Origin of the sequence: Pseudescherichia vulneris NBRC 102420, from assembly GCF_000759795.1 — a bacterium.
Taxonomy (GTDB): domain Bacteria; phylum Pseudomonadota; class Gammaproteobacteria; order Enterobacterales; family Enterobacteriaceae; genus Pseudescherichia; species Pseudescherichia vulneris.
The window spans coordinates 1-21,705 of sequence record NZ_BBMZ01000015.1; the positions used below are offsets into that span (position 1 = coordinate 1).

23 protein-coding genes and 2 tRNA genes are annotated in these 21,705 nt (G+C 52.3%); 13 read left to right on the top strand and 12 right to left on the bottom strand.

The features are described 5' to 3' along the window. Positions 1-47 precede the first annotated feature (47 nt). From EV102420_RS13655 to EV102420_RS13670, 4 genes are all read right to left on the bottom strand, one after another. Positions 48-135, bottom strand: a tRNA-Ser gene (locus EV102420_RS13655). A gap of 376 nt (positions 136-511) precedes the next feature. Next, a complete protein-coding gene (locus EV102420_RS13660; protein WP_042392643.1) occupies positions 512-1,165 on the bottom strand; it encodes an HNH endonuclease family protein in 654 nt (217 codons plus the stop codon). Between the two features lie 10 nt (positions 1,166-1,175). After that, positions 1,176-2,402, bottom strand: coding sequence for an AAA family ATPase (locus tag EV102420_RS13665; RefSeq protein WP_042392645.1), 1,227 nt, complete (start codon positions 2,400-2,402; stop codon positions 1,176-1,178). 407 nt (positions 2,403-2,809) lie between these two features. After that, positions 2,810-2,897, bottom strand: a tRNA-Ser gene (locus EV102420_RS13670). Between the two features lie 242 nt (positions 2,898-3,139). On the opposite strand from EV102420_RS13670, the gene ghrA reads away from it, so the two are divergent. From ghrA to EV102420_RS13690, 4 genes are all read left to right on the top strand, one after another. Continuing rightward, positions 3,140-4,078, top strand: a complete 939-nt coding sequence (ghrA, locus tag EV102420_RS13675; protein ID WP_042392647.1) for a glyoxylate/hydroxypyruvate reductase GhrA — start codon at positions 3,140-3,142, stop codon at positions 4,076-4,078. Positions 4,079-4,147: 69 nt separating this feature from the next. After that, positions 4,148-4,885 carry a phosphatase gene (locus EV102420_RS13680; protein ID WP_042392650.1) on the top strand — a complete coding sequence of 246 codons (738 nt, stop codon included), beginning with the start codon at positions 4,148-4,150 and terminating at the stop codon, positions 4,883-4,885. Positions 4,886-4,905: 20 nt separating this feature from the next. Next, complete coding sequence (locus EV102420_RS13685) at positions 4,906-5,460, top strand: TorD/DmsD family molecular chaperone (protein ID WP_042392653.1); 555 nt, start codon at positions 4,906-4,908, stop codon at positions 5,458-5,460. Positions 5,461-5,561: 101 nt separating this feature from the next. Beyond that, positions 5,562-6,053 carry a DUF1097 domain-containing protein gene (locus EV102420_RS13690; protein WP_131406018.1) on the top strand — a complete coding sequence of 164 codons (492 nt, stop codon included), beginning with the start codon at positions 5,562-5,564 and terminating at the stop codon, positions 6,051-6,053. Positions 6,054-6,084: 31 nt separating this feature from the next. Here EV102420_RS13690 and csgG read toward each other — a convergent pair whose 3' ends face one another. From csgG to csgD, 4 genes are read right to left on the bottom strand one after another with little or no spacing between them, the layout of a single operon-like run. Further along, a complete protein-coding gene (csgG, locus tag EV102420_RS13695; RefSeq protein WP_042392658.1) occupies positions 6,085-6,918 on the bottom strand; it encodes a curli production assembly/transport protein CsgG in 834 nt (277 codons plus the stop codon). Between the two features lie 33 nt (positions 6,919-6,951). Further along, positions 6,952-7,368 (bottom strand): curli production assembly/transport protein CsgF, encoded by a 417-nt coding sequence (gene csgF / locus EV102420_RS13700; RefSeq protein WP_042392660.1) that lies wholly within the window; start codon positions 7,366-7,368, stop codon positions 6,952-6,954. Between the two features lie 29 nt (positions 7,369-7,397). Next, positions 7,398-7,787 carry a curli production assembly/transport protein CsgE gene (gene csgE / locus EV102420_RS13705; RefSeq protein ID WP_042392662.1) on the bottom strand — a complete coding sequence of 130 codons (390 nt, stop codon included), beginning with the start codon at positions 7,785-7,787 and terminating at the stop codon, positions 7,398-7,400. 4 nt (positions 7,788-7,791) lie between these two features. Beyond that, a complete protein-coding gene (gene csgD / locus EV102420_RS13710; RefSeq protein WP_042392665.1) occupies positions 7,792-8,442 on the bottom strand; it encodes a biofilm master transcriptional regulator CsgD in 651 nt (216 codons plus the stop codon). Between the two features lie 753 nt (positions 8,443-9,195). Between csgD and csgB the strand changes: the two genes are divergently transcribed. The 5 genes from csgB (at position 9,196) to EV102420_RS13735 (ending at position 12,602) form a co-directional block, all read left to right on the top strand. Then, on the top strand, positions 9,196-9,651 hold the full coding sequence (csgB, locus tag EV102420_RS13715) for a curli minor subunit CsgB (RefSeq protein WP_042392666.1): 456 nt from the start codon (positions 9,196-9,198) through the stop codon (positions 9,649-9,651). Between the two features lie 42 nt (positions 9,652-9,693). Continuing rightward, entirely contained in the window at positions 9,694-10,128 is a 435-nt protein-coding gene (csgA, locus tag EV102420_RS13720) for a curli major subunit CsgA (RefSeq protein WP_042392668.1), read from the top strand. A 57-nt stretch (positions 10,129-10,185) separates the two neighbouring features. Then, on the top strand, positions 10,186-10,506 hold the full coding sequence (gene csgC, locus EV102420_RS13725; protein WP_042392672.1) for a curli assembly chaperone CsgC: 321 nt from the start codon (positions 10,186-10,188) through the stop codon (positions 10,504-10,506). A gap of 133 nt (positions 10,507-10,639) precedes the next feature. After that, entirely contained in the window at positions 10,640-11,182 is a 543-nt protein-coding gene (ymdB, locus tag EV102420_RS13730) for an O-acetyl-ADP-ribose deacetylase (RefSeq protein ID WP_042392674.1), read from the top strand. After that, a complete protein-coding gene (locus EV102420_RS13735; RefSeq protein WP_042392676.1) occupies positions 11,115-12,602 on the top strand; it encodes a phospholipase D family protein in 1,488 nt (495 codons plus the stop codon). The genes ymdB and EV102420_RS13735 overlap by 68 nt, the downstream gene beginning before the upstream one ends. Positions 12,603-12,604: 2 nt before the next feature. Here the strand turns inward: EV102420_RS13735 and mdoC are convergent, their stop codons facing one another. Then, complete coding sequence (mdoC, locus tag EV102420_RS13740; RefSeq protein WP_042392678.1) at positions 12,605-13,765, bottom strand: glucans biosynthesis protein MdoC; 1,161 nt, start codon at positions 13,763-13,765, stop codon at positions 12,605-12,607. Positions 13,766-14,036: 271 nt separating this feature from the next. Between mdoC and mdoG the strand changes: the two genes are divergently transcribed. The 3 genes from mdoG to EV102420_RS13755 all read left to right on the top strand — a co-directional run bounded on the left by mdoG (position 14,037) and on the right by EV102420_RS13755 (position 18,424). Then, complete coding sequence (gene mdoG, locus EV102420_RS13745) at positions 14,037-15,572, top strand: glucans biosynthesis protein MdoG (RefSeq protein ID WP_106403934.1); 1,536 nt, start codon at positions 14,037-14,039, stop codon at positions 15,570-15,572. After that, complete coding sequence (mdoH, locus tag EV102420_RS13750; RefSeq protein ID WP_042392682.1) at positions 15,565-18,072, top strand: glucans biosynthesis glucosyltransferase MdoH; 2,508 nt, start codon at positions 15,565-15,567, stop codon at positions 18,070-18,072. The genes mdoG and mdoH overlap by 8 nt, the downstream gene beginning before the upstream one ends. Before the next feature lie 124 nt (positions 18,073-18,196). After that, positions 18,197-18,424, top strand: a complete 228-nt coding sequence (locus tag EV102420_RS13755) for a YceK/YidQ family lipoprotein (protein WP_042392684.1) — start codon at positions 18,197-18,199, stop codon at positions 18,422-18,424. On the opposite strand, the gene EV102420_RS13760 is transcribed toward EV102420_RS13755, so the two are convergent. Then, positions 18,425-18,799: a MysB family protein gene (locus EV102420_RS13760; protein WP_042392686.1), complete on the bottom strand. Its 375-nt coding sequence runs from the start codon at positions 18,797-18,799 to the stop codon at positions 18,425-18,427. A 158-nt stretch (positions 18,800-18,957) separates the two neighbouring features. Further along, positions 18,958-19,896 (bottom strand): Kdo(2)-lipid IV(A) acyltransferase, encoded by a 939-nt coding sequence (locus EV102420_RS13765; protein WP_042392687.1) that lies wholly within the window; start codon positions 19,894-19,896, stop codon positions 18,958-18,960. Positions 19,897-20,028: 132 nt separating this feature from the next. Here EV102420_RS13765 and trhO point away from each other — a divergent pair, with 132 nt between their 5' ends. Then, entirely contained in the window at positions 20,029-21,078 is a 1,050-nt protein-coding gene (trhO, locus tag EV102420_RS13770) for an oxygen-dependent tRNA uridine(34) hydroxylase TrhO (RefSeq protein ID WP_042392689.1), read from the top strand. Between the two features lie 51 nt (positions 21,079-21,129). Here the strand turns inward: trhO and EV102420_RS13775 are convergent, their stop codons facing one another. Next, positions 21,130-21,705 (bottom strand): YceI family protein, encoded by a 576-nt coding sequence (locus EV102420_RS13775; protein WP_042392691.1) that lies wholly within the window; start codon positions 21,703-21,705, stop codon positions 21,130-21,132.

The window sequence follows — 21,705 nt, forward strand, 5'->3', positions numbered from 1 at the left end:
CAGGCGAAAAAAAAGCCCGCATTTGCATGCGGGCTCTTCTTTAAATGTGGCGGTGAGAGAGGGGTTCGAACCCTCGATACGTTGCCGTATACACACTTTCCAGGCGTGCTCCTTCAGCCACTCGGACACCTCACCGTATTGTTTTTGCTGCCTTCCTCTCGGGGGCAACGGGGCGCTACTATAGGGAGTTGCACTGAAGCGGTCAAGCTTAATTTCTGCTTTAACGTGCGTTCGGTTAAGCCGTGAGCAAATGCACCAGAAGGGTAGATACCGTAGCCCCAGTAAGCAAAGCGCCACCGGAGGATCGGGAGCATCGCCGGATGGCGCTCCGCTTATCCGGCCTACGTCCAGACATCAGACATGGTGCTAAAATTTGGCACAAACCGTAGCCCCGGTAAGCAGAGCGCCACCGGGGGGATTGACTCGCTTCGCTCGCCCTATGGGCAGACAGGTAGCAAATGCTTCCCTTAAAATAATAAAGAGCCAAATGGCTCTTTATTATTTTTGTCAGTCAGTCCATCAATGGTGTCAATAATTTATCAAGTTCTTCATCATCTTTTATTATCCAGCGACAAAAGGCAGAGTAAGGATAAGATTTCTTTATCATAATTTTGATTTTATTAAATGCATTCTCTTTTTCTTCATCTGTCGAATCATCATCATAGTAGATAATCATATATTGCGTTAGTTTGTGTGTCGTTTCGACCACCTTTGCCCGAAGAGAACGTGCTGTGAGTCGTTTGTTGATCGTATTATCGTTGTTGTAAATATCGTTTAGCAGTTGTGCGGTTTCAAGAGTCTTATTATCAAAATACTGTGGAGTGATAATGAATTCTTTCGATTTTGGAGAAAAGCCGGGAGTTAATTTGACCCTATCCCATACGCTTATTGAGCAACAATCAAGCAGGTTAGTATATTTAGTTAATTTAATGTTATTACATCTCGAGCATACAAGGTATAAATTGTGCCATGAAAATTTTTTATTTACATTACCCATGTGTGGGTCAAAATGTTCAATATTTATATCTAAAGGTTTTTTAGTTTCACATAAATAACATTTCTCATGAAAACATTCCTGTAGCGCTGAATGAACATCATCGCTATCATATTTTTTTTGAGCTAGCAATGAATTAGGAGCGGGCATTTTTCTAATTACATTGAACATGATTCTTTCCCTACTTACTGATGTTTTTTTTGGTTTTAATAAGTTTTAATTGTGCGGTATCAAGAAAAGCTTGAGTGTCATCGCTCATATGTTCCTTTTCAGTTGCTAAAGAAGATATGATGTTTTCTAGTTCGCAAATGTTATCAATAGTTATGTTTTGAGATAACTTCTCAATATGTATAAGTTTATCCGTTAATGCATGTGAATCCGGTAGTACGCCAAATATTTCTTCCATAACTACTCCATATGAGTATGAAGAAACATCTATAATTTGCTCATTGGCTGTAAGGTCATAAATAACCGAGTCTGTAACGGATGTAACTACAAAGGGTGAGTGAGTAGTTACAATGAATTGGACTTTAGGGAAGGATTTTATAAAAAATCGCAGTATTTGCTTTTGTAACGATACGTGAAGATGAGCATCAATTTCATCAATAAATATAATCCCTTGTATATTATCTGGTGAAACGCCCCACATTTCAACTCGCATTATTAAATCTGTATAAATACTCAGTATAGATGAATATCCAGCCGATAACGTTTGGAAAGTATACTTGTCCTTACCGTCTTGGTGTAAATAAAACTTCTCATCCTTTGTGTCGAAATCAAGAACTAAGTTTTCATCTTCAAACAGTGAACGCAAATCTGACTGTATTTTTTCAAACCAATTGTTTATGCGATTCGCCTCATTTACATTTTTATCAAAAGCTATTGCATAACTTTGATTTTTTTTCAGACTTAATAAATAACTTTCAAAAAATTGGCTGCCGTCTTTATCATTGGCAAAATGTTTATTTTCTTCAACAAGTATGGAGTGCTTTGGTGTTTGAATTGGGGATGAGATCGCTGATTGTCTTGTTGCACTATGAAATCTAAGTAAAGATCTAATATCTTTGTTATCAATAGAGTTTGTTTCGATGTTAAAATTATTAATTTCTTCTATTCGATTTTTGTGTTTACTTAACTCATCTTGGTAGTAATTATAATGGCCACCATCTCTACCGATATTTTTTATTTGGTTTTGTATATGGTTAATTTGACCCATTAAATACTGAACATCATTGTTTCTTGGATCATCTATCCCTTTTTTTAAGTAATTATAAATGGCTGTTATAAAACTAGTTTTTCCGCAACCATTTCCTCCGGTAATAATTAAGCTTCTTCCATCTAATTGGATGTCAACCTTTTTCCTAGAGAACGGAATTGGAGTATTTATTTTAGAGATGCTACAGAGCATATGGTTTCCTTTATGAAAATAGATTTGATCTAAATAATAGTGGTGTATTTTATCACTTTTTTTGTTAATTGGAATGGTGCCGCAGAAAAATTATGACTAACTTATTGATTTATGTGTTTAGATGAAAATCCTTGTGTTTATGTAGCTGGATGATGGTTTTTGTTTAAGTAGAGTGGCCTTTGGGTGTTTAGGGTCAATTATAAATAGGCCATATCATGATGATAACATTGCGCGGCCTATCAAAAACTAACGCAGACGTTTTTGTGTCGAGCAGCTCGCTGCGCTCCCGGTCTGTCCAACGGGCAACTGCCCGTTGTCGAACCCCGGTCGGAGGTTCTCATCCCCCCCGGTGGGGTGCAACATGCGAAAAAAAAGCCCGCATTTGCATGCGAGCTTCTCTTCGAATATGGCGGTGAGGGGGGGATTCGAACCCCCGATACGTTGCCGTATACACACTTTCCAGGCGTGCTCCTTCAGCCACTCGGACACCTCACCATATTGTCTTCCCAGCATCGCTGGGACGGCGCTAATGTAGGGAAATCCGGCTTCACCGTCAATCTCCTTTTTCAATAATTTAGCGCGTTTAGACAAACTTCAAGCAACGTGCTTTCTAAATATCCAGAAACTGTTTTTTTTATCATCAGCCACCTTTATCCCTGTCCCCGGAACAAATTTGTTATCCTCATCAATAGATAATGTTTCAACTATACCATCGCATGAATGCATCTGGAGTCAGTATGGATATCATCTTCTATCATCCGTCTTTCGATACGCAATTTTGGCTGGATAAACTCTCTCAGGCCCTTCCCGATGCCCGGGTCCGTGAGTGGAAGCCGGGCGATAATGAACCCGCAGACTATGCCCTGGTCTGGCATCCGCCAGTCGACATGCTTCAGGGCCGTAGCCTGAAAGCCGTATTTGCCCTCGGCGCAGGCGTTGACTCTATCCTGAGCCAGCTTAATGCCCACCCGGATATGCTGCCTGAAAGCATTCCGCTGTTTCGCCTCGAAGATACCGGCATGGCATTGCAGATGCAGGAGTATGCCGTGAGCCAGGTTCTGCACTGGTTCCGCCGCTTTGATGATTACCACGCCCAGAAACAGCAGGCCCGCTGGCAGGAGCTGGATGAGTATCAGCGTGAAGATTTTACCATCGGCATTCTCGGTGCAGGCGTGCTGGGATCGAAGGTGGCCGAAAGCCTTCAAGCGTGGGGATTCCCGCTGCGCTGCTGGAGCCGTAGCCGTAAATCCTGGCCAGGCGTTCAAAGCTTTGCCGGCGAAAACGAGCTGGGCAATTTCCTGCAAGGCACCCGCGTCTTGATTAACCTCCTGCCTAATACATCAGAGACCCGAGGCATCATTAACGTATCACTGCTGAACCAGCTGGCGGATAACGCTTATCTGCTCAACCTGGCGCGCGGCGTGCACGTAGTGGAAGACGATCTCCTCCAGGCTCTGGAGAGCGGCAAGCTGAAAGGGGCCATGCTGGACGTCTTCAGTAAAGAGCCGCTCCCGGCCAGCAGCCCGCTGTGGGCGCATCCCCGCGTGGCGATGACCCCGCACATCGCTGCGGTCACGCGCCCTAATGAAGCGATCGACTATATTGCCCGTACGATTACCAAACTGGAACAGGGCGAGCCGGTAACCGGCCAGGTTGACCGCACTCGCGGCTACTAGCCCCGGGTTTTCATTAAAAAGGGTAATAATTCCTGTTATCCTTGAGCGTCATTAACAGAGGAGAGCGTCATGTACCCCGTTGACCTGCACATGCACACCGTCGCCAGCACCCACGCCTACAGCACCCTCCACGACTATATTGCGATAGCCAAAAGCAAAGGCCTTAAGCTTTTTGCTATCACCGATCATGGCCCCGATATGGCCGATGCCCCGCACTACTGGCACTTTGTGAATATGCGGATCTGGCCGCGGCTGGTGGATGGGGTAGGGATCCTGCGCGGTATCGAGGCCAACATCAAAAACACCGCCGGTGAAATTGACTGCACCGGGCCGATGCTTCCCGCACTGGATCTGATCATCGCCGGTTTCCATGAGCCGGTATTCGCGCCACAGGATCGGGCGACCCATACCGAGGCGATGATTGCTACCATGGCCAGCGGTAACGTGCATATTATTAGCCATCCGGGCAACCCAAAGTATCCTGTTGATATTCCGGCGATTGCCGCCGCAGCAGCGAAGTATGATGTCGCCCTGGAGATCAACAACTCCTCTTTCCTTCACTCGCGTAAAGGCAGCGAGGCGAACTGCCGCGCTATTGCCGCTGCCGTGCGTGACGCGGGAGGCTGGGTGGCGTTAGGATCCGATTCGCACACCGCTTTTTCGCTGGGTGATTTTACCGAGTGTCGCAAGGTGCTGGATGACGTCGATTTTCCGGAAGATCGGATCCTTAACGTCTCGCCGCGCCGCCTGTTAAACTTCCTTGAATCGCGCGGAATGCCGCCGATTGATGAGTTTGCTGAACTTTAATTTTTATCACGGAACCTATAATGAACGAGTTTTCAATCCTCTGCCGCGTGCTTGGCTCACTCTACTACCGCCAGTCTGAGGATCCGGTTTTGGTCCCGCTCTTTGCGTTGATCCGCGACGGTAAGCTGGCGGCAAACTGGCCGCTGGAGCAGGATGAGCTGCTTGCCCGCCTGCAGAAAAGCGTTGACGATCCGGCCCTGGCGACGGACTACCAGGCCCTGTTTGTCGGCGAATCGTGCAGCGTCGCGCCATATCGTAGCGCGTGGCAGGAGGGGGCAAACGAGGCAGAGGTGCGGGCCTTTTTAACCGCACGGGGCATGCCGCTGACCGATGCACCAGCCGATCACATTGGTACGCTGCTGCTGGCCGCCTCCTGGCTGGAGGATAACGCAGCGGAGGATGAGAGTGAGGCTCTGGAAACGCTGTTCGCTGACTACCTGCTGCCGTGGTGCGGAACATTCCTTGGCAAGGTTGAGGCCCATGCGGTAACGCCGTTTTGGCGCACCCTGGCAGGGCTTACCCGAGAGGCCATCGCCGCCATGTGGGATGAGCTTGAAGAAGAGTCCGCAGAGTAATGTGATCTAAATCACAAATAAAATGTAACTTGTGTCGATCGCTTGCAAATAACGTGCGGGCGATCTCATTTCAATGGTGCGCTTCTGCTAAGATGCGCGCCATGAACATACTCTTCTCAATTGCATTAACGACGGGCATTCTCTCCGCTCTCTGGGGTTGGGTTGCCGTCTCACTGGGCCTGTTGAGCTGGGCCGGCTTTCTTGGCTGTACAGCCTATTTCGCCTGCCCGCAGGGTGGGGTAAAAGGCCTGCTGATCTCGGCCTTTACCGTCATGAGCGGCGTCGCCTGGGCGCAGGTGATTATTTACGGCAGTGCGTTAAGCCCGCATCTCAGCATTGTCAGCTACCTGCTTACCGGCGTTGTGGCCTTCCTGATGTGCATCCAGGCGAAAAACCTGCTGCTCTCCTTTGTTCCCGGTACTTTTATCGGCGCCTGCGCCACCTTTGCCGCCCAGGGCGACTGGCGAACGGTGGTTCCCTCGCTGGCCGTTGGGCTCCTGTTTGGCTACGCCATGAAAAATAGCGGCCTGTGGCTGGCGGCATGGCGCGACAGAGCGGCAAATTCCAGCGCAAAAAAAAGCGCGGCGGAGTGATCCGCCACGCTTCGGTCTTGCTTAGCCGCGATTATGACTCTGGCGGCGTTGCCATATGGCGGTATTTCACCAGAACCGGATCTTCGCTCTCGGCCTTGTTTTGCAGATCCCACAGCCCACGATCGATGCCATCGTTGATCAGGTAGATCACGCCGGTTTCAATCGCTGACATCAGGCACAGCATAACGGGTTCATTCGCGGTAAAGCCGACTTCACCCTCCAACAGACGCTGGTAGTCAATAAAGCGGAACACCCCGGCCTGCACCTCATAGGAGAGGATGGTCTTGCTGGTGTTGACTGACGACAGGATCTCCCCGGTGCTCACGTTGACCACGCGCAGGTTAACCGCGACCTGGTCAAGCTGGTACTGGGTGTCGGCTCCAATGCCAAAGTAACGCGCACCCACTCCACCGGACTTCACGTTGCTCTCGTAGCCGATAATCGAGCCTTCGACCATCACGTTAGCCGCAGTCAAAGACTGGAGCGGGAAACGGTTATTGACCGCCACCGTGCCGTTCTCCTGTGCAGCCCGGATGATCTTCCGCTCGTTAAGCAGGTTCTGTAGCCCCTGACGCTCAAGCGGAATAAACCAGCGCGAATCCTTCAGCGCCGTGACCAGCATAGAGGTGGCGCTCTGCGGGACGGCGGTAGAGAAGTTACTCGCCGGATAGGCTTTAAACTGTCCGGTTTCATCCTGAATATTATAAACAGAGACAAATATCTTACCGGTTGGCATCGGCAGATGGGTTAAATCTTGATAACTCTGAGCCCGAGGCATTAATGTTGGTTTCGCTGCTTCTTTCGGTGGAGCCGTTAAGCATCCGCTGAGTAAACAGACAGCCAGTATGGTGAGTAAGCGCTGCATAATTATTATTCCTGTAGAAACGGTAGCTGTGCTTTAAAAGTCGGTTGAACCATTCTGTAAACCCGACACCTCTATAGTGGATGTTTTTCCGGTTTTTCGATCTGTTACGTTGAGCTGAAGCTGCCCGTCGTTATTAGCGATATCAACAATAAAATCACTGGTGATCATTCTTCCCGGCTTGCCAGTATTGATATTGGTCAGTAGTCCTCCCAGCACCTGTGATTGAATGGCTTGGGTAAAGTTATCCAACGCCGACGGTGTCTCTATTCCATAATTAGAGCCATAGTCCGGGTCTTTATAGGAGTTTTGTGCCTGGGCGCTATTTAATAAAAAAGCGCCGTTATTGGGGTTGCCACCAAAATTAGGGTTACGAAACTGAAATGTCATATTTGCAGCAAATAGTGACGGCGAGACAAGCAAAAGCGTGACTACGGCACAGGCGATACGCATGTGAGCCTCCGAAAGAAATTTATCGTGTTTTAGAATTCATCTCGCGCCAGATCGCCAGTACTCAGCAGAGCTTGATCGATCTGCCGGCGATCCAGTGCTTCCTGGGTTTGCGCTACCGCGGCATTAACGTTGCTGTCAAAGTCGCGTTTAGTGGGAAATAAAAACGTTTGAAACACGACGTCCTGATTGACCGTAATCGTGATCCAGCTTCCCCACCGCGCGCTGGGACGTTCATTGATACTCAGGTTCCCTGTATAACTGCTTTCCCATTTATCACTAAAAGCACGATAAAAATCGTGTCCAACAGACGAGACCGTACGATCGGTCAGTAATCCGGGAACTTCCACCTCGACAGCACGCAGGTTCCCGGCAGCCAGCAGAAGACCTGCGGCTGCAAACCATGCAACGAACCGTTTCATGGTGTTATCGCCTGAGGTTATCGTTAGCCCATGAGACGGCCTGCGTACGATTTTTTACGGATATCTTCTTGAAAAGATTGTAAAGATGGGTTTTTACCGTGTTTTCGCTAATAAACAGCGAGCGGGCGATCTCATTGTTCGATGCGCCAATGCGCAGCTTATTGAGGATCTCCTTCTCCCGGTGCGTGAGCAGCGCGGCTTCGGAGCTGTTGTAACGGTAGTTACCGGAGTGGGTAATGAGGTAGCTAGCGAGCTTTTGGGAGAAGTAGCACTCGCCGCGCTGCACGCTAAGAAGGCCATCGACCACCCGGGACTGATCTTCTGTTACATAGAAAACGCCGTTGATGTGCGGCCAGCTTTCGATGTCACGGAACGGGTATTCGTCAGGCGTATTCAGTAACAGCAGCTTAACGGCATTGTTTTTCCTGCCTAAATTATCCTGCCAGTAATGGATCAGTTTTTTGTCTGCCTCCATCATGTCAAACAGGATCACGCTTCCGGGCGATATATCATCCAGAGAACGTTGAATATTATGCACTTTCCCCGAAAGAGAGAGGGACTGCTTCAGATGCTGCAGTAGAGCGGCAGCCTGTAAGGAAGGTTTAGTAATCAACAGAATAGACTGACTTTGAAAACTCTGGACTTCATTAAACATAATAAACCCCGCTTGTTGGTACACCTGTCTTTTTCCCCAGGTATAACTGGGTATCCAGAAGTACTGACAGATGTGGCACTGCTGTGTGTAATCAATAAGAGTGAGCCCTATGGGCAAAATTTAACAAAAACTCAAACATACTGCTGATTTCAATCTAGCTATTACCAATCTTAAATCAAGTGTTAAACATGTAACAAAATGTAAAAATAAATTTTAAAATGTTATTTTGTGCTTTTTTTGATGTTTAATTTTCACGGAAAAGTTGTACAAACTAATACTTTTGCATCACATTTAAAAATCATACAAATTATTTTAACTTCATGATTTTATTATAAATATATCTTCTTTTGTGCGATTTTGATTTTTTTATGCGTCATGTTTTTATGCGTCAGTGTTATCAAAATCAGGGAAGGGAAAGAAAAATTTGCTTTGATGATCGCAAAGCCACAAATTTTTTACGCCTATCCCTCAGGGGGTGCTAGCAAGGCATAACTCATTTCCGGTTGCTATAACGCTCAAACCTGTACCAAACGAAGGTGCGAGAATTTATTTAATACATTATCCCTCCTTTTTTTAGACCGTTAGTACTTTAAGGTGAACATAGAGATAAAAATACCACTGGCGGGTGAGATATTATTAATATTTACCGTTACATACTCTTTTCCGTAACGCAGCGTTAACGGATGTAAAAATACGTTAATAACAGCGGAGCACATTATTCATAGTGAAAATACTCCAGGTCCAGGTGACAACATGAAAAACAGAACGTTGATTATGGTGTTAACAATGCTGGGTGCGCCTGGGATAGCCGCCGCGTCAAGTTATGATCTGGCCGTGTCAGAATATAATTTTGCGGTAAATGAATTGAGCAAAACGTCTTACAATCAGGCTGCGATAATTGGCCAGGATGGTACCAATAATAGCGCCCAGCTACGTCAGGACGGATCTAAAATGCACGCTGTTATCTCCCAGGAAGGGGCGAGTAACCGGGCAAAAATTGATCAGGCAGGAGCCTATAACTTTGCGTATATCGATCAGTCAGGCAGTGCTAATGACGCGAGTATAACGCAAGGTGCATACGGTAATACCGCGATGATTATCCAGAAAGGTTCAGGTAACAAAGCGAATATTACGCAGTATGGTACGCAAAAAACGGCAGTTGTAGTGCAGAGGCAATCACAAATGGCTATTCGCGTTATTCAACGCTAAATCCGTTGTGAAACTAATATATCAATCCGATGGGAGTTAACCATGAAATTCATTAAAGTGGCAGCATTGGCAGCGATCGTTATTTCCGGCAGCGCTTTCGCAGGTTCCGTTGGTCAATATGGTGGCGGCAGCTACGGCGGCCCGAACTCTGAATTAAGCATTTTCCAGTACGGTAGCAACAACTCCGCTCTGGCTCTGCAGACCGATGCTCGTGACTCCGATCTGACCGTGACTCAGCATGGCTCACGTAACGCCGCAGACGTAGGCCAGGGTTCTGATGACAGCTCTATCAGCCTGTCTCAGAACGGTTCTCGTAACAATGCCACTATCGACCAGTGGAACAGCCGCCACTCTGATATCGACGTACGTCAATACGGTACCGCTAACGGCGCGCTGGTTAACCAGACCGCGTCTCAGTCTTACGTAGAAGTACGTCAGGTTGGCTACGGCAACAACGCAACGGCTAACCAGTACTAATTCTGTCTGGTGCGAAAAAACAGGGCTTCGGCCCTGTTTTTTTATCAGGAGGTCGCTATGCATTCCTTGCTCTTCGTTGCCGCCATGGCCAGCCAAATCACTTTCCTGACCGAGCGGCAGCAAGATATCTATACCATTACTCCCCAGGTCGTTGTCACCCAGCCCTGTGTATGCCAGATCCAGATCCTCACCGTCCATGCGGGCGTGAGCGGGCAGAGCAATACCCAGCAGCGAAAAACCCTAACGCTGCAAGCTAACCAGCCGACAAAACTTGCCCGCCTGAGCATGAATATCTCGCCCAAAGACACGGTTAAAGTCGTGGTTACCGTGACCGATGGCGATACCCTGCACCTCGTACAGCAGTGGCCCGCTGAGTAATAACGCAGCCAGATCCGGTGTAAAATCAATCTGCTGTATCATTATATAGACTGACCGAGCGCCGTGTAATTTCTCCCGCCTGCCACACCCTGCTATACACTTAGTTGAAAGCGATGAGATAAGAGAGGCAAATATGCAATCGCGTATGGAGGTTATTCAGGGTGACATCACTACATTACAGGTAGATGTCATTGTTAATGCGGCTAACCCCTCCTTAATGGGCGGGGGCGGCGTCGATGGCGCTATCCACCGTGCCGCCGGGCCGGCGCTGCTCGCCGCCTGTAAAGCCGTGCGGGAGCAGCAGGGCGAGTGTCCGCCAGGCCATGCGGTGATCACCCTTGCCGGGGCGCTACCGGCAAAGGCGGTGATCCACACCGTGGGGCCCATCTGGCGCGGCGGCGAAGAGCATGAGCAGCGGCTGCTGGAGGATGCCTACCGTAATAGCCTGAAGCTGGCTGAAGCCAACGGCTATCACTCGGTAGCGTTCCCCGCTATCAGCACCGGCATATACGGTTTTCCTAAACCTGCGGCGGCAGAAATCGCTGTCGCTACGGTTTCGGATTATCTAACCCGGCATCCGTCGATTGGTCAGGTATACTTTGTCTGTTATGACGATGAAAATACCCGACTTTATCAACGACTCCTCACCCAGCAGGGTGACGAACCAGACGCCTAGTACGCGGCTGGGGCGCGCTATCGCCCCCGCCCGTGCGGCTCATCCCGACGCGTGCGGCATCCTGGCGCTGGATGACAGTCTTGATGCCTTTGCCGCTCGCTACCGGCTGATTGAGATGGCCGAGCGTACCCTGGACATTCAGTACTATATATGGGAAGACGATATGTCCGGGCGGCTGCTGCTGTCGCAGCTGCTTAAGGCAGCCCGGCGGGGCGTGACAATTCGTTTGCTGCTGGACGATAACAATACCCAAGGACTGGACGATATTCTGCGCAAGCTTAATGCCCATGCCAATATCGATGTTCGTTTGTTTAATCCCTTCTCGTTTCGCCTCTTCAGATCGCTGGGCTACCTAACCGATTTTGCTCGCCTTAACCGGCGCATGCACAATAAAAGCTTCACCGCCGATGGTGAAGTCACTATCGTGGGCGGCAGAAACATCGGCGACGCCTACTTTGGCGCGGGGGAGCAGCCGCTCTTCTCCGATCTTGACGTGCTGGCGATAGGCCCGGTGGTAAGCGACGTTGTGGCTGACTTTGAACGCTACTGGAACTGCCAGTCGGTTTCCACCCTTGAGAAAGTGCTCGATATTAAAGATGACGATATCGACGGCAAGATTCAGGTGCCAGAGTCCTGGTATAACGATGAGACGGCGCGGCGCTACCTCTCCAAGCTTGAAACCACCCAGTTTTCTACCCGGCTAGAGGCGGGAACGCTGCCTATGCTGTGGGCCAAAACTCGCTTGCTAAGCGACGATCCACGCAAGGGGCAGGGCAGGGCTCGGGAGCATACCCTGCTGCCGCAGCGTCTGGTAAAAGTGATGGGGATGCCGGAGGAGCAGATCGATATCATTTCCGCCTATTTCGTCCCGACCCGCGCCGGGGTAGCACAGCTGCTGCAGATGGTGCGTAAAGGGGTGAAAATTGCCATCCTGACCAACTCGCTGGCGGCGAACGATGTGGCAGTGGTGCACGCGGGCTATGCACGCTGGCGTAAAAAGCTGCTGCGCCACGGCGTAGCCTTATATGAGCTAAAACCCACCCGGGAAGGTGGCCGCCATATACACGATCGCGGCCTGACGGGTAACTCGGGTTCCAGTCTGCACGCTAAAACCTTTAGCATTGATGGCGGGAAGGTGTTTATCGGCTCGTTTAACTTCGATCCCCGCTCGGCCATGCTCAACACCGAGATGGGTTTCGTGATTGAGAGCGAGCCGCTGGCGAAGGTGATCCATAAACGTTTTCAGCAGAGCCAGCGCGATGCGGCATGGGAACTGCGTCTTGACCGCTGGGGGCGAATTAATTGGATCGACACCCATGACGGTCAAGAGCAGGTATTAAAGAAGGAGCCAAAAACGCGCTTCTGGCAGCGGATGCTGGTGCGATTAGCCTCCCGGCTGCCAGTAGAGTGGCTTCTTTAAGGCTAGTTTCGCACCTCTTTTGGCTGCGCTTTGTTCGCCTCGGGCTTGCCGGAGAAGAGAAAACGCAGCAGCGGAATACGCAAATGCACTTCATAGAGAGCAATCGCACAGCCCACCACAAAGATCAGTCCGCAGATAAAGCCCAGCGTATTTGAGTGAATATGCGGCGTGATCCATGCGCCAAAGAGCAGCGTCAGCGGATGGTGCACCAGATAGATAAACAGCGACGCATTCACGAAGTAGGTTACGCGAGCCGATTGGAAGTTGAGCAGCCGATGCCCCAGCGAGAAGACTACATTGACCATCCACAGCCCCATCACCATGGTGATGACACTCTCCGTCTCATACATCCACCCGTCACCGCTGCCGTAACGCTGGTTAAGCAGATAGGCCACGAAAGCCAGCGCCGCGCCCAGGGTGCAGCCCCACGACGGCGTAGTAAAGAGCGCCTTAAGCCGAGGCGTAATAAAGGTTAGCGCCCCCAGCACAAAAAACGGCAGGTAGAACAGGGTCTGCATAACGGCAAAGTTAAACAGGCCATCGCTAAGAATAGGCGGATAGAGCACCAGCAGCGTACGGCGGAACGCGGCATACAGCACGCCAAGCAGCAGAAATATCAGCGTCAGCTTGGGTAGGCTAAGCTGGCTGAGCAGCGCCTCCGGGTTAGCCGCGACGGCCTGCTTAAGTTTGCGAAACAGCACCAGCCCAAGCGTAGTGAGCACGACCAGCACCAGTAAAAACCAGAGGTGAGAAACCAGATCCCAGACTAAGGTATTATACTTGTCGTAAATAGAGAGGGTGTGCCAGCTGTCGGCCTTGCCCTTGACGTGCTGCAGCATCAGAAACTGCGGCAGTGTTAACAGCGGGATAGCGGTCAGCATCGGGATGCCCACGCGCTCGACGCGCACTTTCCACCAGCGCTTCATGGGATAGCGCAGATAGAGCATATACGAGAAGTAGCCCGAGATAACAAAGAAGACCTGCATCCGAAAGGCGTGGATAAAGTCGTTGAACAGGGTCAGCCACCACGAAGGCGCAGCGCTGTTCACGTGCCAGACGTGGCTTGAGTAGATTAATGAGATATGAAAGGGGATGCCTAACAGCATCAGCCACGCGCGAATGGAGTCAAGAAAGTATTCGCGCTGTGCGGGTAGTTTACTCATATCACTCCGTGCAATATCAGACTTATCGTCTTATCCCTAAGACCAGTTATGATTACATTCGTTGGCAACCCTACACTAAGCGTCGCAGCCTGTCTCCAGGATAAACACGCAATTGGCAAGGTGTTGCTTTTATTTGCTTATCCACTGAGCCAGCGGCTGAACAAAGCGGGGATTAAGTTGTCGGATTGCCTGAAATACCATTAAAATAGATCGGATCGATTTAAGCACACAAAGGGGGAAGTGCTTAGTTACTATGAAACATAATCTACAAGTGATGAAAATGCGTTGGTTAGGCGCAGCGGTGCTGTTATCCCTGTACTCTTCATCGGGTTGGGCCTTTAACATCGATGACGTAGCAAAACAGGCGCAGTCATTAGCCGCAAAAGGCTATGAAGCCCCGAAAAGCAACCTGCCCTCTGTCTTCCGCGACATGAAATACGCGGACTATCAGCAGATTCAATTCAATCACGACAAAGCGTATTGGAACAACGTTAAAACCCCATTCAAGCTTGAGTTCTATCACCAGGGTATGTACTTCGACCTGCCCGTAACCGTCAATGAAGTGACGGCGTCGGCCGTGCATAAGATCAAGTACAATCCGGACTATTTCAATTTTGGCAACGTCCAGCATGACAAGGATACGGTCAAAGATTTAGGCTTCGCCGGCTTTAAGGTTCTCTATCCCATCAACAGCAAAGACAAGAACGATGAAATTGTCAGCATGCTGGGGGCGAGCTACTTCCGCGTAATCGGAGCCGGTCAGGTCTATGGCCTCTCCGCCCGTGGTCTCGCCATTGATACCGCGCTGCCGTCCGGCGAAGAGTTTCCACACTTCCGCGAGTTCTGGGTCGAGCGTCCGAAGCCCACCGACAAGCGTCTGACCATCTATGCGTTGCTGGATTCTCCGCGTGCAACCGGCGCTTACCGGTTTGTGGTGATCCCAGGCCGTGACACCGTGGTGGACGTGCAGTCAAAAGTCTACCTGCGCGATAAAGTCGGCAAGCTGGGCGTCGCCCCGCTGACCAGTATGTTCCTGTTTGGGCCAAACCAGCCGTCACCGGCGACGAACTATCGCCCGGAGCTGCATGACTCCAACGGCCTCTCAATGCATGCCGGCAACGGCGAGTGGATCTGGCGTCCGCTGAACAACCCGAAACACCTGGCCGTAAGCAGCTATGCCATGGAAAACCCGCAGGGCTTTGGCCTGCTGCAGCGTGGCCGCGAGTTTAGCCGCTTCGAAGATATCGACGATCGCTACGATCAGCGTCCAAGCGCCTGGGTCACACCGAAAGGCGAGTGGGGCAAAGGTAAAATCGAGCTGGTAGAGATCCCGACCAACGATGAGACCAACGACAACATCGTGGCCTATTGGACGCCGGATCAGCTGCCGGAAGCCGGTAAAGAGATGAACTTCAAGTACACCATCACCTTTAGCCGCGATGAAGACAAACTGCACGCCCCGGATAACGCCTGGGTTACGCAGACGCGCCGCTCTACTGGCGATGTCAAACAGTCCAACCTGATCCGCCAGCCGGACGGTACTCTGGCGTTTGTCGTCGACTTCACCGGGGAAGAGATGAAAAAACTGGCGCAGGATACCCCGGTTACTGCCCAGGTCAGCATCGGTGATAACGGTGAAATCGTTGAAAACGTTGTGCGCTATAACCCGGTCACTCAGGGATGGCGTTTAACCTTGCGCGTTAAGGTTAAAGACCAGAAAAAGACGACCGATATGCGTGCTGCGCTGGTAAATGCCGAGCAGCCGCTGAGTGAAACCTGGAGCTATCAGCTACCTGCCAATGAATAAGACAACTGAGTATATCGACGCGCTGTCGCTTTCCGCTGAGGGGAAAGCGGCGCTGCCGACAACGGATCTGCGCGCCGTGCACGAAGCGCTGGATGCTGAGCATCGTCGCTATGAGCGGGACGATGACACTCCGCTGGGTTCAGTGCAGGCGCGTCTTGAACACCAATGGCCGGATTCGCTGGCGGAAGGCCAGCTGATCAAGGACGATGAAGGGCGTACTCAGCTGAAGGCAATGCCTGAGGCGAAGCGTTCCTCAATGTTCCCCGATCCGTGGCGTACCAACCCGATCGGCCGCTTCTGGGATCGTCTACGCGGTCGCGACGTGCCGCCGCGCTACCTGTCCCGTCTGACGAAAGAGCAGCAGGCCAACGAGCAGAAATGGCGTGCGGTGGGTTCTATCCGCCGTTACATTCTGCTGCTGCTGACTATCGCCCAGACGGTGGTGGCCACGTGGTATATGAAAACTATTCTCCCGTATCAGGGCTGGGCGCTGATCGCCCCGGAAGATATGATGGGCCAGGATCTGCTTGTCTCCTTTATGCAGCTTCTACCCTATGTGCTGCAAACCGGGATCCTGATCCTCTTTGCGGTGCTCTTCTGCTGGGTGTCGGCCGGCTTCTGGACGGCGCTGATGGGCTTCCTTCAGCTGCTGATCGGTCGCGACAAATACAGCATTTCAGCCTCTACGGTAGGGGATGAGGCGCTCAACCCGCAGCACCGTACCGCGTTGATCATGCCGATCTGTAACGAGGACGTCGATCGCGTCTTCGCCGGTCTGCGTGCAACCTGGGAGTCGGTAAAGGCAACGGGTAACGCCGAGCACTTCGACGTCTATATACTCAGCGACAGCTACAACCCCGATATCTGCGTAGCAGAGCAAAAGGCGTGGATGGAGCTGATTGCCGAGGTGCAGGGCGAAGGGCAGATCTTCTATCGCCGCCGCCGCCGTCGCGTGAAGCGTAAAAGCGGTAATATCGATGACTTCTGCCGCCGCTGGGGCAGCCAGTACAGCTACATGGTGGTGTTGGATGCAGACTCCGTGATGACCGGTGACTGCCTGTGCGGTCTGGTGCGTCTGATGGAAGCTAACCCGAACGCCGGTATTATTCAGTCGTCGCCGCGTGCGTCCGGCATGGATACCCTTTACGCGCGTTGCCAGCAGTTTGCTACCCGCGTTTATGGGCCGCTGTTTACTGCCGGTCTGCACTTCTGGCAGCTTGGGGAGTCGCACTACTGGGGCCATAACGCCATCATCCGCGTGCAGCCGTTTATTGAGCACTGTGCGCTGGCGCCGCTGCCGGGCGAGGGCTCGTTTGCTGGCTCTATCCTCTCTCACGACTTCGTTGAGGCAGCTCTGATGCGTCGCGCCGGTTGGGGGGTGTGGATCGCCTACGATCTGCCTGGCTCCTATGAGGAGCTGCCGCCGAACCTGCTGGATGAGCTGAAACGTGACCGCCGCTGGTGCCACGGTAACCTGATGAACTTCCGCCTGTTCCTGGTAAAAGGGATGCACCCGGTACACCGCGCGGTATTCCTGACCGGGGTGATGTCCTACCTCTCTGCGCCGCTGTGGTTTATGTTCCTCGCGCTCTCGACGGCGCTGCAGGTGGTTCACGCCCTGACCGAGCCGCAGTACTTCCTGCAGCCGCGACAGCTGTTCCCGGTCTGGCCGCAGTGGCGTCCGGAGCTGGCGATCGCGCTCTTTGCTTCGACCATGGTGCTGCTGTTCCTGCCGAAGCTGCTGAGCATCATCCTTATCTGGTGCAAGGGCACGAAAGAGTACGGTGGATTCCTGCGCGTGACGGCGTCGCTGCTGCTGGAGGTGCTGTTCTCCGTGCTGCTGGCTCCGGTGCGTATGCTGTTCCACACCGTGTTCGTGGTCAGCGCGTTCCTCGGCTGGGAAGTGGTCTGGAACTCACCCCAGCGTGACGATGACTCTACCCCGTGGGGCGAGGCGTTTATGCGTCACGGCTCGCAGATGCTGCTTGGCCTGGTATGGGCAATCGGCATGGCGTGGCTGGATCTGCGCTTCCTGTTCTGGCTGGCACCGATCGTTGTCTCGCTGATCCTCTCTCCGTTTGTCTCGGTGATTTCGAGCCGGGCGACGGTAGGCCTGCGTACCAAGCGCTGGAAGCTGTTCCTGATCCCGGAAGAGTATTCCCCGCCGCAGGTGCTGGTAGATACCGATAGATACCTGACGCTGAACCGTGCGCGTTCGTTGGAAAATGGCTTTATGCACGCGGTATTCAACCCGTCGTATAATGCGCTGGCTACCGCCATGGCAACCGCCCGTCACCGGGCAAGCCAGGTGCTGGAGATTGCCCGCGATCGTCACGTTGAGCAGGCGCTGAACGAGACGCCGGACAAGCTCACCCGCGATCGCCGTCTGGTGTTGCTGAGCGATCCGGTGACAATGTCACGTATGCACTATCGGGTCTGGTCTTCGCCGGAACGCTACTCCTCATGGATTAGCGAATACGAGGCGTTGAAAACGAAATAAGTTTGCAACGCCCGGCGGCGCTGCGCTTGCACGGACCTACAGAGTAAGTAGGCCGGGTAAGCGTAGCGCCACCCGGCAAAAACAATACCGGCCCAGTAGCCGGTATTTTTATATGGGATGAATTATGCGGATAATCACTCTGGCGATCATGGCGATGCTGCTTAGCGGGTGCGGCAGCATTATCAGTCGTACTCTTCCGGGGCAGGGACATGGAAACCAGTACTACCCCGGCGTCCAGTGGGACGTGCGCGACTCAAAGTGGCGCTATCTCACCGTGCTGGATCTGCCTTTCTCGCTGGTCTTTGACACGCTTCTGCTGCCTATTGATGCGCATCACGGTCCCTACGAGTAATTAACGCTCGTCCCACTCGTCCGCTGCGGTGCGACCCTCTTCGGTATCCAGCGGCGGTTGGAGCTGGTATTCACCCTCATCCCACTCATGGAGGGTATTCTCCTCCAGCCACTCCTGACGCAGCTCGATCTCATCGAAGTCACCGTCGAAAACGCTCTGCGCGGCTTCACCGGTCAACAATGGCAGACACTCCCCGTCTTCGCCCTCATCGGCAAAAAATTCCACCTGCCACATGATCTCGCCATCCTGTAGCACATACTTCTGCATATTAAACTGCTGAATATTGGCGCTCTCTTCGTCCAGTTCCGGACTGTTGGCCAAAAACTCTTCACGAGCAGCATCAATGGCTTCTTCCAGCGTGGCGTACATGGTCATTGGTTTCTCCCTGTGAAATTGACATGTTGTTCAGGGAAAGAATAGTTGAATCTGAGATTTTACAAGAATGATTGCGGAAAATAATTCACGGGCGGGCGAGAGGGTGGGCAGGCCGGACAGGGCGTTATGCCGCCATCCGGCGTTACGGGACGCAATACTCAGTAGCGGGACGGCACGCCCTCGGGGCGGGTTTTAAAGCGGCGGTGCAGCCACATGTACTGTTCCGGGGCCATCAGAATGCACTTCTCGACAACCTTATTCATCCAGGCCGCGGTGGTTTCAGCATCGTCCAGCGGCGGGGACAGCTCGGGATCCAGCATCACCAGCTCGTAGCCTTTGCCGTCGGCTTTGCGGCGTGGAACAAAGGGAACCAGCGCTGCGCCAGAGAGACGCGAGAGCATCCAGGTCCCCGAGGTGGTTGCAGCCTGGTCGACGCCGAACAGCGGCACAAAGACGCTGGCACGCGGGCCGTAGTCATGGTCCGGCGCGTACCAGACGACTTCACCGTTCTTCAGCGCCTTCACCATGCCTTTCAGATCCTTGCGGTCGAGCATGCTTTTATTGGAGCGCAGGCGTCCCCATGTTTGCAGCCAGTCGATCACCGGATTGTCGTTGGGACGATAAACGCCAATGCCCGGCGTCTGCATCCCGAACATGCGTGCGCCCAGCTCAAGGGTTAAAAAGTGCACGCCGATCAGCAAAATACCGCGCTTTTGCCGCTGTAGCTCGTACACAGGTTCAAAATTGATGACCTCCATCCAGCGGGCAAGACGCTTATCTGACCAGAACCAGGCCATGCCGGTCTCCAGCAGGCCCATGCCGGTGGATTCAAAGTTCTTTACCGCCAGGGCATGACGCTCATTGGCGCTCATCTCAGGAAAGCACAGCTCAAGGTTGCGCATAGCAACGTGCGCCCGGCGCTTCATAAAACGCATGGCCAGACGGCCAAGACCCGAGCCCAGGCGGTAGAGGAGCGGGTAGGGAAGCTGGACGATAAGCCATAAAATCCCTATGCCGAACCACGTCAGCCAGTAGCGAGGGTGCAGCAACGCTGCTGAAAATTGGGGTAAATGCGTTTGGTCTTTCCTGTTATCCAACGCCGGTTCTCCTTTTTAATCATTCTGGTGTGCAAATGTAACGTAAACGCCAGGGATGTAAATTAACAGTAATTGCTTTATGATGCTGCCCGATTTTCATTCATCATTCACCGAACGCAGGAAACGTACACCATGCCAGTGTTACACAACCGCATTTCGAATGAGGAGCTGAAGGCGCGTATGCTTGCCGAAACCGAGCCGCGCATCACTGTCTCATTCTATCAATACTTTACCATTATCGATCCTCAGACCACTCGCGATGCATTATACAAGGCATTGACCGCTCTGAACGTTTTTGGTCGCATCTATCTGGCCCATGAAGGGATTAATGCGCAAATAAGCGTTCCGGAGAGCCAGTTTGAGGCTCTGCGTGCCTGCCTTTACGCCTTCGATCCGGCACTGGACGGCCTGCGTCTGAACGTAGCTCTGGATGATGACGGTAAATCATTCTGGGTATTGCGCATGAAGGTACGTGATCGCATCGTGGCCGACGGTATCGACGATCCGACCTTTGACGCCAGCGACGTCGGTGATTACCTGAAGGCCGCTGAGGTCAACGCCATGCTGGACGATCCCGATGCGATCTTTATCGATATGCGTAACCACTACGAGTATGAAGTGGGCCACTTCGAGCGGGCGCTGGAGATCCCGGCGGACACCTTCCGCGAGCAGCTGCCGAAGGCGGTCGACATGATGCAGGAGCATAAAGATAAAAAGATCGTTATGTACTGCACCGGCGGCATTCGCTGCGAGAAGGCCAGCGCGTGGATGAAGCACAACGGCTTCAATAAGGTCTGGCATATCGAAGGCGGGATTATTGAGTACGCGCGCCGGGCGCGGGAGCAGGGCCTGCCGGTACGCTTTATCGGTAAAAATTTTGTTTTTGACGAGCGGATGGGAGAGCGCATCTCTGAAGATGTGATTGCCCACTGCCACCAGTGCGGGACGCCGTGCGACAGCCATACCAACTGCCTGAACGACGGTTGCCACCTGCTGTTCATTCAGTGCCCGTCATGCGCGGAGAAGTTTAAAGGCTGCTGTAGCGAGCTGTGCCAGACGGAGCGTGAGCTGCCGGAAGAGGAGCAGCGCCGCCGCCGGGCGGGGCGTGAGAACGGGAATAAGATCTTCAATAAATCCCGCGGTCGCCTGAATACCAAATTAGGCATTCCGGACCCCGAGTAAGCGTTGCAACCCTGCCGGGCACCATCCCGGCAGGGGCTCTGCGAGGCGGCGCTATTTCTGGCGCACGCCTTCGACGGAGATAATCAGATCCACTTCCTGCGATGCCGGACCCAGATCGGTATTAATGTTGAAGTCCTTCAGCTTGATTTTGCCTTCGGCTTCAAAGCCCGCGCGTACGCCGCCCCACGGATCGTCCCCCTGTCCAATCAGCTTCGCTTCCAGGGTCACCGGCTTGGTCACGCCGTTAAGGGTCAGGTTGCCGGTGATATCCAGCTCGTCGCCATCTTTCTTAACCCCGGTAGAGGCGAAGGTCGCCTGCGGGAATTTCGCTACGTTGAGGAAGTCCGCGCTGCGCAGGTGTTTATCACGCTCGGCGTGGTTGGTATCGACGCTATTGGTATTGATAGTGACGTTGACCTTATCCGCAGCAGGGTTCTGTTCGTCAAAGGTAAATGTCCCGTTGAAGTCCTTAAAGGTACCGTATAGCCAGCTGTAGCCAAGGTGCTGGATACGGAAGTTAACGAAGGCGTGCTGGCCCTCTTTATCGATTTTGTAATCAGCGGCCACGGCAGAGCCGGTGGTGAACAGCAGCGCACCGAAGGTTAATGCCAGCAGGTTTTTCTTCAT